The sequence below is a fragment of the Enterobacter sp. PL1 genome (genome assembly GCF_945957325.1).
GTDB classification, from domain to species: Bacteria; Pseudomonadota; Gammaproteobacteria; order Enterobacterales; family Enterobacteriaceae; genus Enterobacter; species Enterobacter roggenkampii.
The window spans coordinates 73699-88970 of record NZ_CAMFKT010000017.1 but is presented as its reverse complement, the minus strand read 5'-3'; the positions used below and the strand labels follow the sequence as shown (position 1 = coordinate 88970).

At 53.2% G+C, this 15272-nt stretch carries 19 protein-coding genes; 11 read left to right on the top strand and 8 right to left on the bottom strand.

Going from position 1 to position 15272, the window contains the following annotated elements; translation table 11 throughout:
- Positions 1 to 20: 20 nt before the first annotated feature.
- The 3 genes from paaK to paaY all read left to right on the top strand — a co-directional run bounded on the left by paaK (position 21) and on the right by paaY (position 2987).
- Entirely contained in the window at positions 21 to 1337 is a 1317-nt protein-coding gene (paaK, locus tag N6P30_RS16160; protein WP_023292525.1) for a phenylacetate--CoA ligase PaaK, read from the top strand.
- Positions 1338 to 1439: 102 nt separating this feature from the next.
- Positions 1440 to 2375, top strand: a complete 936-nt coding sequence (gene paaX / locus N6P30_RS16155) for a phenylacetic acid degradation operon negative regulatory protein PaaX (RefSeq protein WP_021241337.1) — start codon at positions 1440 to 1442, stop codon at positions 2373 to 2375.
- A 9-nt stretch (positions 2376 to 2384) separates the two neighbouring features.
- Entirely contained in the window at positions 2385 to 2987 is a 603-nt protein-coding gene (paaY, locus tag N6P30_RS16150) for a phenylacetic acid degradation protein PaaY (RefSeq protein ID WP_021241338.1), read from the top strand.
- On the opposite strand, the gene N6P30_RS16145 is transcribed toward paaY, so the two are convergent.
- Positions 2890 to 4161: a serine hydrolase domain-containing protein gene (locus tag N6P30_RS16145; RefSeq protein WP_023292524.1), complete on the bottom strand. Its 1272-nt coding sequence runs from the start codon at positions 4159 to 4161 to the stop codon at positions 2890 to 2892. The genes paaY and N6P30_RS16145 overlap by 98 nt on opposite strands.
- A 171-nt stretch (positions 4162 to 4332) precedes the next feature.
- On the opposite strand from N6P30_RS16145, the gene N6P30_RS16140 reads away from it, so the two are divergent.
- A complete protein-coding gene (locus N6P30_RS16140; RefSeq protein ID WP_023292523.1) occupies positions 4333 to 4821 on the top strand; it encodes a DinB family protein in 489 nt (162 codons plus the stop codon).
- A 1-nt stretch (position 4822) separates the two neighbouring features.
- Entirely contained in the window at positions 4823 to 5305 is a 483-nt protein-coding gene (locus N6P30_RS16135; protein ID WP_023292522.1) for a glutathione peroxidase, read from the top strand.
- 89 nt (positions 5306 to 5394) lie between these two features.
- Here the strand turns inward: N6P30_RS16135 and N6P30_RS16130 are convergent, their stop codons facing one another.
- Positions 5395 to 6294 carry a LysR family transcriptional regulator gene (locus tag N6P30_RS16130; RefSeq protein ID WP_023292521.1) on the bottom strand — a complete coding sequence of 300 codons (900 nt, stop codon included), beginning with the start codon at positions 6292 to 6294 and terminating at the stop codon, positions 5395 to 5397.
- A 128-nt stretch (positions 6295 to 6422) separates the two neighbouring features.
- Here N6P30_RS16130 and N6P30_RS16125 point away from each other — a divergent pair, with 128 nt between their 5' ends.
- Positions 6423 to 6995, top strand: coding sequence for a flavin reductase family protein (locus N6P30_RS16125; protein ID WP_023292520.1), 573 nt, complete (start codon positions 6423 to 6425; stop codon positions 6993 to 6995).
- Between the two features lie 240 nt (positions 6996 to 7235).
- Here the strand turns inward: N6P30_RS16125 and N6P30_RS16120 are convergent, their stop codons facing one another.
- On the bottom strand, positions 7236 to 7697 hold the full coding sequence (locus N6P30_RS16120; RefSeq protein ID WP_008502363.1) for a GNAT family N-acetyltransferase: 462 nt from the start codon (positions 7695 to 7697) through the stop codon (positions 7236 to 7238).
- Positions 7698 to 7760: 63 nt separating this feature from the next.
- Positions 7761 to 8363 (bottom strand): helix-turn-helix domain-containing protein, encoded by a 603-nt coding sequence (locus N6P30_RS16115; RefSeq protein ID WP_023292519.1) that lies wholly within the window; start codon positions 8361 to 8363, stop codon positions 7761 to 7763.
- A 43-nt stretch (positions 8364 to 8406) separates the two neighbouring features.
- Here N6P30_RS16115 and N6P30_RS16110 point away from each other — a divergent pair, with 43 nt between their 5' ends.
- Together N6P30_RS16110 and N6P30_RS16105 are read left to right on the top strand one after the other, a co-directional pair.
- Entirely contained in the window at positions 8407 to 9102 is a 696-nt protein-coding gene (locus tag N6P30_RS16110) for a B3/4 domain-containing protein (protein ID WP_023292518.1), read from the top strand.
- 21 nt (positions 9103 to 9123) lie between these two features.
- Positions 9124 to 10017 (top strand): dihydrodipicolinate synthase family protein, encoded by an 894-nt coding sequence (locus N6P30_RS16105; RefSeq protein WP_023292517.1) that lies wholly within the window; start codon positions 9124 to 9126, stop codon positions 10015 to 10017.
- 45 nt (positions 10018 to 10062) lie between these two features.
- Here N6P30_RS16105 and N6P30_RS16100 read toward each other — a convergent pair whose 3' ends face one another.
- The 3 genes from N6P30_RS16100 to N6P30_RS16090 all read right to left on the bottom strand — a co-directional run bounded on the left by N6P30_RS16100 (position 10063) and on the right by N6P30_RS16090 (position 12191).
- The gene (locus N6P30_RS16100) at positions 10063 to 10500 is read right to left on the bottom strand and encodes a VOC family protein (protein WP_023292516.1); all 438 of its coding nucleotides are present in this window, start codon (positions 10498 to 10500) and stop codon (positions 10063 to 10065) included.
- Positions 10501 to 10513: 13 nt separating this feature from the next.
- Positions 10514 to 10951, bottom strand: a complete 438-nt coding sequence (locus N6P30_RS16095) for a VOC family protein (RefSeq protein WP_023292515.1) — start codon at positions 10949 to 10951, stop codon at positions 10514 to 10516.
- A gap of 79 nt (positions 10952 to 11030) precedes the next feature.
- Complete coding sequence (locus N6P30_RS16090) at positions 11031 to 12191, bottom strand: MFS transporter (protein WP_023292514.1); 1161 nt, start codon at positions 12189 to 12191, stop codon at positions 11031 to 11033.
- Between the two features lie 130 nt (positions 12192 to 12321).
- Between N6P30_RS16090 and N6P30_RS16085 the strand changes: the two genes are divergently transcribed.
- A complete protein-coding gene (locus tag N6P30_RS16085; RefSeq protein ID WP_025911320.1) occupies positions 12322 to 12858 on the top strand; it encodes a MarR family winged helix-turn-helix transcriptional regulator in 537 nt (178 codons plus the stop codon).
- A 24-nt stretch (positions 12859 to 12882) separates the two neighbouring features.
- Positions 12883 to 13806, top strand: coding sequence for a LysR substrate-binding domain-containing protein (locus tag N6P30_RS16080; RefSeq protein ID WP_008502355.1), 924 nt, complete (start codon positions 12883 to 12885; stop codon positions 13804 to 13806).
- Between the two features lie 47 nt (positions 13807 to 13853).
- On the opposite strand, the gene N6P30_RS16075 is transcribed toward N6P30_RS16080, so the two are convergent.
- The gene (locus tag N6P30_RS16075; RefSeq protein ID WP_023292512.1) at positions 13854 to 14324 is read right to left on the bottom strand and encodes a hypothetical protein; all 471 of its coding nucleotides are present in this window, start codon (positions 14322 to 14324) and stop codon (positions 13854 to 13856) included.
- Between the two features lie 250 nt (positions 14325 to 14574).
- On the opposite strand from N6P30_RS16075, the gene N6P30_RS16070 reads away from it, so the two are divergent.
- Complete coding sequence (locus N6P30_RS16070; RefSeq protein WP_023292511.1) at positions 14575 to 15252, top strand: DUF1963 domain-containing protein; 678 nt, start codon at positions 14575 to 14577, stop codon at positions 15250 to 15252.
- The last annotated feature ends 20 nt before the right edge of the window (positions 15253 to 15272 follow it).

Here is a 15272-nt window from a genome sequence, read left to right as displayed (position 1 = left end):
AACAATGTGAGTACCCTGCGATGATAAATACAACAAAGCTTGACCCGATCGAAACCGCGTCCCTTGACGAATTACAGGCGCTGCAGACCGCGCGTCTGAAATGGACGCTGCATCACGCCTATAACAACGTGCCGATGTACAAACGCAAGTTTGATGCCGCGGGCGTTCACCCTGACGATTTCAACGAGCTGGCGGATATCCGTAAGTTCCCGTGCACCACCAAGCAGGACCTGCGGGATAACTACCCGTTCGATACCTTCGCCGTGCCGATGGAGCAGGTGGTGCGCATTCACGCGTCATCCGGCACCACCGGCAAGCCGACCGTTGTCGGCTACACGCAAGGCGACATTGACAACTGGGCCAATCTGGTGGCGCGCTCCCTGCGCGCCGCGGGCGGCAGCGCGAAGGACAAAATTCACGTGGCCTATGGCTACGGCCTGTTTACCGGCGGGCTGGGGGCGCACTACGGGGCCGAGCGTTTAGGCGCGACGGTGATCCCGATGTCCGGCGGCCAGACGGAGAAACAGGCGCAGCTGATCCGCGATTTCCAGCCGGACATGATCATGGTGACGCCATCCTACTGCCTCAACCTGATTGAAGAGCTTGAGCGCCAGATGGGCGGCGATGCCAGCGGCTGTTCCCTGCGCGTGGGCGTCTTCGGCGCCGAGCCGTGGACGCAGGCCATGCGCCGTGAAATTGAAAAACGCTTAGGCATTACGGCGCTGGACATCTATGGCCTCTCCGAAGTGATGGGGCCGGGCGTGGCGATGGAGTGTATCGAAACCGTCGACGGCCCGACCATCTGGGAAGATCATTTCTACCCGGAGATCGTTAACCCGAACGACGGCACGCCGCTGGATGACGGCCAGCAGGGTGAACTGCTGTTCACCACGCTGACCAAAGAGGCGCTGCCGGTGATCCGCTACCGCACCCGCGACCTGACGCGCCTGCTCCCGGCCACCTCGCGCAGCATGCGCCGTATGGACCGCATCAGCGGCCGCAGCGACGATATGCTGATTATTCGTGGCGTCAACGTCTTCCCGTCGCAGCTGGAAGAGGAGATTGTGAAGTTCGAGCACCTTTCTCCGCACTACCAGCTGGAGGTGAACCGTCGCGGGCATCTTGATTCACTTTCCGTGAAGGTGGAGCTGAAAGAGAGCAGCCTGACGCTGACGCACGAGCAGCGTTGCCAGGTGTGCCACCAGCTGCGCCACCGCATTAAATCGATGGTGGGGATTTCCACCGACGTGACGATCGTGAACTGCGGCAGCATCCCGCGCTCGGAGGGCAAAGCCTGCCGGGTGTTTGACCTGCGTAAAGTTGCGGCCAACGGCTAAGTTTCCTCTCACCCCGGCCCTCTTCCAAAGGGAGAGGGTTAGGGTGAGGGGCTATCCCAGAATCCTATGCTATGATTCATCCAGGACAAAAATAACAACAGAATGAATCACATGAATAAACTCGACGCCTTTATCCAGCACGCGGTCAGCTCCGTTCCCGTCAGCGGGACCTCGCTTATCTCCTCGCTATACGGTGACGCGCTTTCCCATCGCGGCGGTGAGATTTGGCTCGGCAGCCTGGCTGCCTTACTGGAAGGCATGGGGTTTGGCGAACGGTTCGTGCGTACCGCGCTGTTTCGCCTCAACAAAGAGGGCTGGCTGGACGTCTCGCGCATCGGGCGACGCAGCTTTTACCGCCTGAGCGATAAGGGGCTGCGCCTGACGCGTCGCGCGGAGAATAAGATTTATCGCGCAGAGCTGCCCGCCTGGGACGGCAAATGGTTATTGCTGCTCTCCGAGGGGCTGGATAAAACCACCCTGGCCGACGTCAAAAAGCAGCTGATCTGGCAGGGGTTTGGCACGCTGGCGCCGAGCCTGATGGCCTCGCCGTCGCAGCATCTGGCGGACGTGCAGTCCCTGCTTCACGATGCCGGCGTGGCGGAAAACGTGATTTTCTTTGAAGCCCACTCGCCGCTGGCGCTCTCACGCGCCGCGCTGCGTTCACGCGTAGAAGAGTGCTGGCAGTTAACCGAGCAAAACGCGATGTATGAGTCGTTTATCAACTCGTTCCGGCCGCTGCTGCCGCTGCTGAAAGAGGCCGCGCCGGAGGAGCTGACGCCGGAACGCTGCTTCCAGATCCAGCTGCTGCTGATTCACTTCTATCGTCGCGTGGTGCTGAAGGACCCGCTGCTGCCGGAAGAGTTACTGCCTGCGCACTGGGCGGGGCAAAGCGCCCGACAGCTCTGCATAAATATCTATCAGCGTGTCGCGCCGGGAGCGCTGGCGTTTGTCAGCGAGAAGGGCGAAACCTCCGTCGGTGAACTGCCCGTGCCCGGCACGCTCTACTATCAACGCTTTGGTGGTCTTACAAGCGCATAAGGAGGGAAGATGCCTGTTTATCAAATTGACGGCCTGACGCCGGTCGTGCCTGACGAGAGCTACGTTCACCCAACGGCGGTGCTCATTGGCGACGTGATTCTGGGCAAAGGCGTGTATGTCGGTCCCAATGCCAGCCTGCGCGGTGATTTTGGCCGTATCGTGGTGAAAGACGGGGCGAACATTCAGGATAACTGCGTGATGCACGGCTTCCCGGAGCAGGACACCGTGGTGGAAGAGGACGGGCACATCGGCCACAGCGCCATTCTTCACGGCTGCGTGATCCGCCGCAATGCGCTGGTGGGCATGAACGCGGTGGTGATGGACGGGGCGGTCATTGGTGAAAACAGCATCGTCGGCGCGGCGGCGTTCGTGAAGGCCAAAGCGGAGATGCCTGCCAACCATTTGATCATCGGCAGCCCGGCCAGGGCGATCCGTGAGCTGAGCGAGCAGGAGCTGGCATGGAAGCAGCAGGGCACGCGGGAGTATCAGGTGCTGGTGGAGCGCTGCAAGCTGACTATGCACCAGGTCGAGCCGCTGCGTGAGGTTGAGCCTGAACGGAAACGGCTGACGTTTGACGAGAATTTGAGGCCGAAGTCGGCGAACCAGGGGTAAGGCCGTCTTTTTTCGCCATATCCATCAATAGCGCAATGCCGATGTAATTACTCCAGTTAAAGGTATTTTGCAGCACTACCACCGCATTGCCTCTTTCTTTGTCATAACCGATAAAGCTGGAGTAGCCGCCGATATAGCCGACCTGATAGGTGATTTTCTCCAGACCGATAAAGTCGGTGGTCCAGGCAATACCCTGTACCCCGTCGGGACGTTGAATATCGGTATTTCTCACTTCGGCAAAGACGCTGTCCAGCAGGGGATTGTGGGTCGTTGAGACGTGATAGCGGGCGTAGGTCGCCAGATCTTCGGCGTTACTGTATAGGCTCGCTGCCGCCACCATATTGTTGGAAAAATGCCAGTCCGGGGTGATTTGCCCGCGCGGGATAAATTTCGGCTGATCGCCCGCGTGGCCAAGCGCACGCTGGGGGTACCCTTTTAGCTGCCGGGGCGTAAAGCTGCTGTTAGCCATTTGCAGCGGATGGAAAATATAGCGCGAGGCTAAACTCTGGATATCTTCGCCGGTTTTGTGCTTCAGGATATAGCCGATCAGGGCGTAGCCGGTATTGGAGTATTGCGGCACTTTATTCTTTGGCGCTCGCCAGTCGGCGAGGTAGAGCAGCACGTTATCGCTATCCAGCTCACCGTAGAAATTATCGCCGGTGCTTAAGTAGCTGATGAATTTTCCAAGCATCGGAACATCCATATTCTGACGCGGCAGGCCGGAGGTGTGGGTTACCAGTTCAAGCAGGGTGATTTTTTGTGCATCCGCGCTAAGCGGCGTACCCGGCGGTAGCAATGTCGCCAGGCTATCGCTCCAGTTCAGTTGCCCTTCATTCACCAGACAAGCCACTACTTCTGCCGTGATCCCTTTGCTGATCGAGCCGAGCGCAAACAGGGTGTCGGGCCTGACCGGATAGCGATTGACCGCATCGGTTACGCCCCAGGTGTAAAACTGCGGTGAGCCGTGATTATGGATCACCGCGACCGTCATCCCGGGAACGGATTTTTGCGCCATGTAGTGACGCACCACGCTGTCAACGTCGCCATCCAGCGAATCATGAGTGAGAAGTTCCTGAGTACCTTCCGGGGAGGACATTTGCGAGAGCGTGCCACAACCGCTGAGGAGTGGCAGAGTAAGCAGAAGCCAGTGAATTTTTTTTGTTATGTTCTGCATACCTGATAGCGAGTGTGGTGGTCATTAACGCGCCAGGAATGTATCACAAATAGCCTGCCGTGAGGGAATTTTTCGGGTAGCAGAATCACCTCTGTGTGTTGCCGGAAGTGGAAGTGATACCGGCCAGACAAAGTTGTTGATACGATAATTTTTTGTTAATCCGGAGGGGCGATGGACACAGGCACGATTGTCACATTATTCAAATTCAAACGCTGGGCAGATACGGAAACCTTACAAGCAATACAGAGGGTCGATACTTCCGCAAATGCTGAAAAGCACCATCTGATGCTCAGACTTATGAACCATGTTTATGTCGTGGATATGATTTTCAGGGCAAATATTACTGGTCAAACGCATCAATACACCGCGTTGAATACGCCGGAAACGCCGTCTGCAGACGAGCTTCTGAAAAAGATGACTGAATGCACTGACTGGTATATTACGCACGCAGGCTCAATGGACGTGCCCGGACTTTCTGAAATCATCAAATTCCGTTTTGTCGATGGCGGATATGGCGAAATGAAAGCGGCGGATATGCTCAACCATGTACTGTTTCACGGTACCTATCATCGCGGCGCTGTGGGATGGATGCTTTCAGAAACGGGTGTAACCCCTCCAAAGGATGTGCTAACCGTTTTTCTAAGAGATCATAATCACTAATATGACCCATTTTCATGAACTTAGCGCCACCCGTCTGGATGGGCAGCTTATCTCTATGGCCGACTATGCGGGTAAGGTGATTCTGGTTGTTAATACGGCCAGCCGGTGCGGCTTTACGCCCCAGTATGCGGGTCTTGAAGCACTGTACAAAAAATACGCCGATCAAGGGCTGGTGGTGCTTGGCTTCCCCTGCAACCAGTTCGGTAAGCAGGAACCCGGCGGTGCCGACGACATCTCAAAGACCTGTTACATTAACTACGGCGTCAGCTTTCCCATGTTCGCGAAAGTCGAGGTCAACGGTGCCGCAGCACATGCGATTTTTCGTTATCTGAAAGACGAATTGCCCGGCGTGCTGGGTGGGCGGATCAAGTGGAACTTTACCAAGTTCCTTGTCGGGCGTGACGGTAAACCCCTCAAGCGCTTTGCACCGATGACTACGCCCGAGAAAATGGAGGGGACAATTGTTGCGGCACTGGGAAGGTGAGTGTTTTTGTCGCCAGAGCCATCCGTTTGTCGGGAATAGCCGATATTCTGATGTCCGCTCTGTGCCAGATGCGGACGTCGAGGAGAATGTTATTTTGATGCGAAATATTTGCGTAATATTTTTTCTAATAGCGAGAAAACGACCGTCACCCTTTTGGGAGTAATCAGCTGGTAAGGCCGATATAAATAAAATTGCCATTTCTCCTGTCGCAGTTCTGGCAATGGGGGAACAAGTTGGCCGCTTGCTAAGTACTCCCTACAGATAAAGTCGCTGGACTGTACAACCGTTCTCCCGGCCAATGCAGCCTGAATTTCGGCATATGGATCTGTAGTATAAAACTCAATATGACGAGGGACAAAAGTATTTACTGCGTCACTCATAAACTCAAATGATTTTCCCGTCTCAGGATTAATTAAACCACTAAATGGATAACGCTGTCGAAGATCTTCTAAATCAGTAGGTGCTCCCAGTCGCTCAATAAGTTCAGGGGATGCAACCAAAATATGTTCAACTTGTGCGATATTTTTAATGATAAAGTTTGGATTAGGTTCTCGTCCTACGCGTATACCTATATCAATACGATGCTCAATAGTATCAAGTTTCATCATATCTAAACGCCAGTCGATAAATAACTCAGGATAGGGACGTAGTGCAGTCAATAGTTCATACAAGATTTGTTCATGATTTGGAAATCGAAGTAATGTGATACGAACAATACCCTTCATTTCATTATCATCTTTCCCTGTCTGAAAAAGTTTTTCAGAATCTTCAAGCAGTCGCTTCGCTTGGGGTAAAAATAGTTCGCCGAAACTGGTGAGAAAGATCGAACGCGTATTGCGTTTGAATAAAGGTTCACCAAGTTGTTTCTCCAGCTCAGCGACTGTTCGGGTTACTACTGATGGTGAAACCGACAGCTTGATGGCTGCTTCGCGGAAGTTCAAGGTCTCAGAGGCGATGATAAAAAATTTTAGAGCGTCAAGTTTGTCCATGATTATTGTGAAATCTGCAATAATGTATTTTGATAATAGCAATTAATTTGCAACTATTCCAGCCATATAATCGAACAATCAAATAAGTAACCTGCCTTACTTTTTATCAGAACCCAAAAGAGTAAATTATGTCAATTCAACCAGTAGAGTTAAACAAAGCCTATCGTTTATTACAGGTCGGGCCAACGACGATGATATCGGCTAAAAATGATGGCATTGAAAATGTCATGGCAGCGGCCTGGGTTGGATTAGTAGGCAATAACAAAGTGATGGCTTTTATAGGTCCACAGGCATTTACTCGCGGGCTTGTAGAAAAAAGCGGATATTACGTTGTACAGATCCCAGTAGTGAATCAGATGGAAATGGTTTTATATGCTGGAGGTCACAGTTATTCCGACACACCCGATAAAAATAGTAAAATCCCACTATTTTATCAGAAAGAGTTTGATCTGCCTTTAGTGGAAGGTTGCGCTGGCTGGTTAGTATGTAAGGTCATACCCAATGAAGAAAATGAAAAGCAGCACAACTTGTTCATGGGGGAAATTGTCGGAGCATGGAGTGATGACCGCGTTTTCAGAAATGGGCACTGGATTTTTGATGATGCACCAGATGAATTACGTACTGTCCATTACGTTGCTGGCGGACAGTTTTACGCCATTGGCAAAGGGACAAAATTTAATTATGGTCCGGGAAAAGACTAATCCTAACTTCTGTATAAATGTAGCCATATAACATGGCTACATAGAGGTAGTAGCATAAAAGAACAACCTACTTAAGATGTTTGCTTCTCACTCACAGCGGACCTTTAGCTCAGTTAGCATATCCGCTCAGTGCCAGAAGCGGATGTCGTAAGGTTCGTTCGGCTAAAATGGCAAATTCTTCTGTATCAGAGTGACTGGCCTTGCGGATTCACATTTATCATTACTCTCTGCAAAGTACTTTTATTTTTGCCCGGGGTTACGATAAATATCGGGTCGATTGATTTGCCAGACAAAATCTGGTCGGTTCAATGGGTTATACCCCAGCTTCTGGTATAACCATGGCGCGCTGTCGGTTACCAGCATTATCCGTCGCAGACGTGACAACAATGGATGGGCATGACAGCATTCAATCAGCCAACGGCCAAGACCACTTTTCTGATAATCGTTCAGCACGTAGACGTCGCACAAATAACCAAAAGTGGCATAGTCTGTGACCAGACGGGCGAAGCCGATTTGTCTTGTTCCATCCAGGAGCGCGAAACAAAGGCTGTTCTGGATTGATATCCTGACCGTTTCAGCATCAATACCAGGAGCCCAGGACGATTGCGAGAGGTAATCGTGAATGGCTTCCAGCTGAAAAAAGCTGGGATCGGTTGTGACAATAAATTTGTCTTTGGTAAAACGCAGATGCTGATTATTCACCGAACTCCTCCTTTTGGGCTACTTGTGATGAGGCACAGGGCTGTCCTCTATGCCGGGGAATGCTCAGGATGCTTTTTCATGTACTGTCATGATAAATACCAGCGGGTTCTCCCCCTGGTTTTCATAGAAATGAGGAACGTCCGTTCTGGCGGTTGCCGAACAGCCAGTATTTACCCGATACACGTGTTCCTGTACGCCGAGTGTGAGCGTGCCCGACTGCACATAAAACAGTTCAAGCGTACCTTCCGTGTGGCCGGGGGAGGCAAACTTTTCCCCCGGCTGCATTTCCCACATCCAGAGCTCGGTCATATCAGGGCCACCTGACCCTGCGAGCAATCTTGCTCTCCCGCCTTTTTCACCTTCCCACAATTCTGGGATCTCATCTTCAGCAATGAGATGCACGGTCGGTTTTGAACTGACATCCACAAAATCAGCCACCGAAACCCCCATTGCGGCAGCCAGGCGGCATAACAGGGCAATGCTGGGATTCGCCCGGCATCCCTCTATCTCAACCAGCGCTCCCTTGCTGACGCCTGCCCGACGGGAGAGTTCATCAAGGGATATCTTCTTATGCTTACGATAGAGTTTAATTCGCTGAGATACGGCTTCATTCACAGTATTGACGATAGCGTTCGCATCGGTCATTAAATTGACTTTTTTGGTCATTGGTCATTATCATGGAATAAATTGGTCATTACAGGATTATCACGTGCTAACAGTATCTCCGTCAATTACCCCTGAAATTTATCGTATTGCTCCCGGTTTTCGTGCACTGAGCATTTGCGTAAAAGCTGCGCCAGTGCTTAATCCCGACGCTGGAGAAACGGCGCTGCGTGAAGCCTGTGAAGCCGTTCTGGCCGGTGAACCAGATTGGGCGGACTCTCATCTGGCGGCATGGGCCGACGTTTTTCAAAAGTTTGGTGCTAAACCTAAACGCACCCCTTGCTCAGCAGATGCGTTACGCAAGCGCGTGTTACGTGACGGAACGATGCCAGCGCTCGATCCTATCGTTGATCTTTATAATGCCGTTAGTCTCCGCTATGCCGTTCCGGTTGGTGGAGAGAATCTCTCTGCCTATCAGGGGGCGCCGCGTCTGACTGTGGCAAAAGGAACAGAGCCTTTTGATACCGTCAAAGAGGGAGAGGCCACCGTTGAGTCTCCTTCACAAGGCGAGGTTATTTGGTGTGATGATATCGGCGTGACCTGCCGTCGCTGGAACTGGCGACAGGGGATCAGAACCCGCTTAGGCGTGGAGGCTCAGCAAATGTGGTTCATTCTGGAGAGTCTCCCGCAGATGCCGCTGGATAGACTTCACGAAGCCGGGAAGATGCTGACCGACGGCCTGGAAAAAATGATGCCCGGTCTGTGGTTTGAAGTTGCTCTCATCGAAGAACAACAGCAGTAATACCTTTCAGGAGAAAGAGTTATGTTTACCGGTTTGTCGGCGTTTCCATTAACCCCAGTCACTGCCCGCGGCGTGGATGAAAAGGGTTTTAGCCATATTCTTTCCCGTCTTACAGACGCTCGGGTTGATTCTATGGGCATCCTGGGGTCAACCGGAAGCTACGCCTATCTGACCCGGGAGCAGCGCAAGCGCGTAGCAACGCTGGCTAAACAGCATGCAGGGAACATCCCCGTTATGGTGTGTGTGGGAGCGGTCAGTACCGATGCCATTCTGCATTTGGCAGAGGATGCACAGGCAGCTGGTGCGAATGCGCTGTTACTCCCGGCGGTCAGCTACCAGCCACTCCGTGACGAAGAAGTCTTTTCACTCTTTGAGACCGTTACCCGGCACGCGTCTGTACCGGTGTGTATCTATGATAATCCGGGCACTACGCATTTTACCTTTACGGATGAACTTCACGGTCGTCTATCCTCACTTGAGGGGGTTCGCTCGGTCAAGATCCCTGGCGTCCCGGATAGCCCCGCTGCAGCGATTGAACGGGTGAATGCGTTACGTCAACTTTTGCGCCCTGGCGTAACAATCGGTATTAGTGGCGACGCTTATGCGGGGCTGGGATTAAACGCCGGTTGTGAAGTCTGGTATTCCGTGTGTGGCGGTCTGTTCCCTGAGATGGCGAAACAAATCACCGAAGCTGCGGCGGCAAACGATTATCAACGCGTTACAGCCCTGACAACCCGCCTTGAGCCGTTGTGGTCGCTCTTCCGGAAACATGGCGGAAGTATTCGCGTTATTGCCGCTGCGGCTGGCGTGCTTGGGCTTACCGACATGGATTGCCTGCCTCGCCCTCTGCAACCGTTGTCAGCTGGCGACATCGCGGATATTGCCCATGTAATAAGCACGCTGGAGCTGAAGTGATCTCCGCAGGACTGGGTGTCTACCGGTCCTTACCGCAAAATTTTATTAGTGAAGTGACTCTTCCTCTCCTGAGAGCGTATCTGCATCAGGAGAATAATGCTGGTAAACGCACGCCAGTTTATGCCCGTCAGCATCGCGCAGATAGGCAACATAAAAATCGGGGCCGTAGGCGGTTCGTGTACCGGGCACGCCTTCATCCTTTCCTCCCGCACGGAGGCCCGCTGCATGGAAGCGTCTGACAATTTCCGCGCTATCGGCTCTGAATGCGAACATTGTCCCGTTTCCCGCCGTCGCGGGTTGCTGGTCAAAAGGAGGACAAATGCAGAAGCTAAATTCGTCATCCGGATGATTTTCATTTCCCCACATTGCCCAGCTATCAGTCCAGGCGGGCAGACGTGAATAGCCCAGCACGTTAAAAATAGCGTCATAAAAGTTCACGGCGCGCTGAAAGTCATTTGTCCCTATCGTGATATAAGCCAGCACCTTATAACATCCTCTATCCACGCAGCCACGGCGTAATCGTTAGTCCGGTCAGCAAACCTTCCGGGCTGAGCAGGCGAGTAACGGTTTGTCCCCACGGTTCCGTGCGGTTGGCGACCAACAACCGATAGCCTTTTTCACTCAGAACACGGGTAGCGGAATCGAGATCCTGCACCTCGTATTCAATCCATCCCTGCGGTATCGGATGCTCCACGGGCCACTCCGATTCACCAAAACAGGACGTTGCCGCCTGTGACAGCGGCCAGACGGCAAAATGCTTCACGCCCGGTAAGCGTCCCTCTTCAGTGAGCAGATACTCGGCATTGCCCTCCATCGGCTTCAGCGGCAGACCGAGTGTCTGGATATAAAACGCGGTGCTGGATGCTGTATCCTGTGAAATGGGCCCGAACCCGGCGACGAACATGACATCAATTCTCGGTAACGTCTGCGACATATCCACTCCTTAATAGCCTGAAATGATGGAATTTAGCGTAGAGCCGTCTTAAATACGACTCTCATTTTTGGTACCGCATTCACCGCGCCTGCACGTTCGCGGTGGGTTTGAAAGTGAACGCGATAGCGATCAACAGCACGACTCCCGCACTCATCACCAGCCATGCGCTGGTCAGCGAGACCGAACTGTCGCGAACGATCCCGGCAACTAGCGGCATGAGCGCGGCGATCATATATCCTCCTCCCTGAACTTTTGACAGTAACTTCCCGGCCTGCGCGGGCGTTCGCGCATGATCGAACGTGACGATAAGCGACAGCGGGAAGAGGGCGCCGATACCGATGCCAAGCAGCAAGGTTGATAAGACTGGCGTGGTACCTGGAGAGAAGACCAGACACAGTAATCCCGCCAGCAGCAGTAACAGTACAGTTATCAGCGGAACACGGCGGTCGGGGAATTTACCGATCAGCGCGGAGACGGCAAACCCGGCGGCCACCTCGGTTAAGGTCAGCCAGGCCAGCATATAGCCGCTGCTGCGTGCGGACCATCCTGCCTGAATATAGAGCGGGGGCAGCCAGGCTAAGACCAGCGTGTAGGCGCCCGTCCCCACGCCGAAAAAGAGCAGAAGGAGTCCAGTTCGGGAGGAAGAGAGCGTAACGGATTCATGTGCTGTTTGTTCACCTTGAGGCTGCTTAACCAGGGGTAACCACAGCATCAGCGCCAGCAGCGCAAGCACGCCTGCCATAGCCAGCGCGGGCTTCAGCGTGAGCCATGAAAATAGCGGCTCGGCGCTGGCGGCGGCGACTGCCGCACCGGCCATAATGCCCGTGCTGAATAGCGACATGATCGTGCTGGCCGTTTGCGTATACGCCTTTTTTATCAGGGCGGGCATTAACGCCTGGATAGTGCCGATGCTGGCCCCGCCCAGTAACGCGGTGCCCATCAAACCCGTCAGCGAGGTGCTAAAACCGCGTAATGAACAGGCTACCAGCAGGATGAACAGCCCGAGCATAATTCCCCTGACGGCACCGACCCTGGCTAAAAGCCAGGGGCCACACAGGGCAGCCAGTCCCATCATCGCCACCGGCAGGGTGGTCAGCAGGCTGAATTGCGTCGCGGTCAGCCCCGCTTCGCGCTGCAGCACGGAGAACAGGGGGCCAACCGAGGCCAGAATTGGGCGCAGGTTCAGCCCGACGATAAAAGCGATAACGGCGAAGAGTAACGGTGACGTGCGTTTCAACATGGCATCCTTTTCGGGTGTGAATGGCCCGGGCAAATTGCCGCGAGCATTTATCTTAACGTTAAGATAAAATCTGTTTTAGTGTAAGATGTACCGCACAACTCGATAAATTCCCACGCCATACGGGGTGAAGATGAAAGATCATGTAGACTTCGTTGTCGGCCAGTGGAGCCGCGCCATGCCCGAGCTGGACGCCTCGTCGATGAAAATTTTTGGCCGAATGCTCAGGCTGATGAAGCACCTGGGAAAAGAACGCGCGCTGGCCATGGCGCCGTTTGGCTTTCGCGAGGGCGAGTTTGACGTCCTCGCCACGCTGCGCCGCGCCGGGGAGCCGTACTGCCTTTCGCCCACGCAGCTGTATACATCCCTGTTGATCACCTCAGGGGCGATGACGAACCGGCTCAACCATCTCGAACAGCAAGGCCTTATCAGGCGGATTGCCGATCCCGACGACAAGCGCAGCTCGCTCGTCAGCCTGACGCCGCACGGGCAGGAGCGTATCGAACAGGCGCTGCTCGTGCACACGGAAACGCAAAATGCGCTGCTGAGAAACCTCTCTGAGGCGCAACGCGCGCAGCTTGAGTCCCTGCTCAGGGTGCTGCTGCTGACGTTTCCGGCTGAGGAATGGGATGAAACGTCATCGAGTGCCGATAATACAAAACCTGCATGATTACACCTGACAAAAAGGGAACATATGTCTTTACCGCCACTGTATGCGCTGCGCGCGTTCGAAGTTGCCGCACGGCTGAACTCCTTTAGCAAAGCGGCTGAAGTCCTGAATATCACGCCGGGGGCGGTCAGCAGGCATGTCCGGACGCTTGAAATGTGGTTTGACTGCGAGCTGTTTAAGCGGCAGGGTCCGAGAGTGGAGGTCAGCGATGCCGGGCGCATTCTGGCCGGGCAGCTTAGCGAAAGTTTCTCGAATATTGAGTGGGCCTGTCGCGCATTCAAAAGTGAAAACCACCTTCTGCGCCTCAAAGCCCCCAGCACCCTGACGATGCGATGGCTCCTCAATGTGCTTAAATCCTTTCGCGAGAACCACGCGAAGCCGAAAATCGAAATCGCCAGCGTCTGGATGGACTTCGACACCGTTGACTTCAGCCGCGAGCCCTACGATTGTGCGATCCTCCTCGGGAACGGCTATTTTGGCGAGTCAACGGAGAGCCGGCTGCTGTTCAGCGAATGGCTTATTCCGGTTTGTACGCCGTCTTTGCTGGAGCCTGCCCGGCATCAGCTTCCAGAATGCGATCTTATTCATCCGTCACCGGACAGACGGGACTGGAAGCGCTGGCTGAAAAGGACGGGCTTATTCCCCGGCCTCGACATGGGCGGCGGGATCGTGTTCGACACCCTGGAGCAGGGAAGCCTTGCGGCCATGCACGGACACGGCGTAGCGATGGCGGATCTCCGGCTCACGCTCGACGCGCTGAAAAGCGGCCTTCTCGCGCTGCCCTTCAGGGAGGCGATAGCAACAGGGGACGGTTACTACCTTGTCTGGCCCAAAAATTCGCTCAGAGGACAGAGTATTGAACGGTTGCTGGCCTGGCTTAACCTTAATGCGCCAGTGGTGCCCTCTTTGGATATTGTCTGTCTTGATTTCAATGAAAAGCGGATTTAATAAATAGCGGAATATTAACAGGGAGATATTCCGCACAGTGAACGTATTTATGCGTAGGGAATATTTGCCATCTTTTTATATCTTTCCGGCAGGGCACTGTTCAGGTTGAGTAATTTATCCAGTATATAAAACGCTGGCGTTCCCTTTGCGCGTTCAGCTTCGATCAGCGCAGAACGTAACAGGTTGGTAGCCGATGTCATTTCACGGAAGTACTCCTCAGATTCAGGCGTCTGAACTTCGCCTGAAGCGGCGTAACGCACCCGGGGCCAGTCCGCGAAGTCCAGAACCGGAAGGATCCCGTCGTCTTTGGGTAAATGCGCAGAGAGCAACTCTTCGGCGTTACCCGGATTGCTTTGGGCGAAAGACAGAAGATGCAGTCGATGAATAAAGGGCGAAAGCACCTCACCGCTATCGTTTTCTGACGAAAGTAACGTTATTAACGCATGTATATTTTCACCCGCGATGTTTTTTTCAGGTGAGATCATTTTCATTAGATGAAATAAAACATCGAGTGTCATACGTACTCCATATGCATGCAGGTGTATTTATTATTTGAGTTTCGCTCTCTGTTCCAGGTCAGGAAGAGACCGGGAATGAAGGGATGGTATTTCAATGAGATTACGTTTGAAAAACGAGAAATAGTGGGAATCAATGTGAGTTTTACTCAACATAGGTTTTATTATTCAATGAGATTCTCCAGATGTGATGATTAACTTACAATGAACTGCAGAATATCTGTCCGACAAGCGTCTACAGAGGCGAGCAAACATGAGATTAGAGAGTGCGTCAGTTTTAGAAGAACTCCGGACCAGGCTAAGACCCGCATCGGTCGCGCAGGTCGGTGGGTTCCGGCCGCCTGAAGATCCCATTACGTCATGGTTTCTGAAGGGCGTTTCTCGCGCAGATGAAGGATTACCCACCTGGAAGGGCAAACCCATGTTTCCACTTCTTCAGATCAGGGTCGACGAGCTTCCTGTTATTACTGACCAGTTGAAGGGCATAGCCCTTCTGGTGTTGTTTCACAATGTGGAACAACATCCCTTTGACAAACTGCACGGTGAAGGATGGTTAATTCGCGAGTATGCCAGCCTTGATGGGCTTCAGCCATTGCCTGAATTGGACACGCCGTATCGGCCGTTTCCAGTTCAATGGCTGAGTGTCATTGACGATGCACCTGGATGGGAAGATGCCTGGGATATTATTGATCTCTCATGCGTAAATGATGATGAGCAGGCCAGTGAGAGTTTTTTTGAAGATTTCAATCGCTACAGGGGAACCAAGGTAGGGGGATTTCCGACTGAGATACAACACGGTGTGGGAATCGAAGAGTTTGTTTTTCAGGTTGGGTCAGAAGAAAAAGTAAACTGGATGTGGGCGGATAACGGTATCGGTTACTTTCACCGGTCATCAGAAGGGGAATGGCGGTTTTCATGTCAGTTCTACTGATGAGCTTCCTGTCGGGGGAT

Coding starts and splice junctions, on each gene's coding strand:
- paaK (WP_023292525.1), top strand. CDS start 21: ATGATAAATACAACAAAGCTTGACCCGATCGAAACCGCGTCCCTTGAC.
- paaX (WP_021241337.1), top strand. CDS start 1,440: ATGAATCACATGAATAAACTCGACGCCTTTATCCAGCACGCGGTCAGC.
- paaY (WP_021241338.1), top strand. CDS start 2,385: ATGCCTGTTTATCAAATTGACGGCCTGACGCCGGTCGTGCCTGACGAG.
- N6P30_RS16145 (WP_023292524.1), bottom strand. CDS start 4,161: ATGCAGAACATAACAAAAAAAATTCACTGGCTTCTGCTTACTCTGCCA.
- N6P30_RS16140 (WP_023292523.1), top strand. CDS start 4,333: ATGGACACAGGCACGATTGTCACATTATTCAAATTCAAACGCTGGGCA.
- N6P30_RS16135 (WP_023292522.1), top strand. CDS start 4,823: ATGACCCATTTTCATGAACTTAGCGCCACCCGTCTGGATGGGCAGCTT.
- N6P30_RS16130 (WP_023292521.1), bottom strand. CDS start 6,294: ATGGACAAACTTGACGCTCTAAAATTTTTTATCATCGCCTCTGAGACC.
- N6P30_RS16125 (WP_023292520.1), top strand. CDS start 6,423: ATGTCAATTCAACCAGTAGAGTTAAACAAAGCCTATCGTTTATTACAG.
- N6P30_RS16115 (WP_023292519.1), bottom strand. CDS start 8,363: ATGACCAAAAAAGTCAATTTAATGACCGATGCGAACGCTATCGTCAAT.
- N6P30_RS16105 (WP_023292517.1), top strand. CDS start 9,124: ATGTTTACCGGTTTGTCGGCGTTTCCATTAACCCCAGTCACTGCCCGC.
- N6P30_RS16095 (WP_023292515.1), bottom strand. CDS start 10,951: ATGTCGCAGACGTTACCGAGAATTGATGTCATGTTCGTCGCCGGGTTC.
- N6P30_RS16090 (WP_023292514.1), bottom strand. CDS start 12,191: ATGTTGAAACGCACGTCACCGTTACTCTTCGCCGTTATCGCTTTTATC.
- N6P30_RS16085 (WP_025911320.1), top strand. CDS start 12,322: ATGAAAGATCATGTAGACTTCGTTGTCGGCCAGTGGAGCCGCGCCATG.
- N6P30_RS16080 (WP_008502355.1), top strand. CDS start 12,883: ATGTCTTTACCGCCACTGTATGCGCTGCGCGCGTTCGAAGTTGCCGCA.
- N6P30_RS16075 (WP_023292512.1), bottom strand. CDS start 14,324: ATGACACTCGATGTTTTATTTCATCTAATGAAAATGATCTCACCTGAA.
- N6P30_RS16070 (WP_023292511.1), top strand. CDS start 14,575: ATGAGATTAGAGAGTGCGTCAGTTTTAGAAGAACTCCGGACCAGGCTA.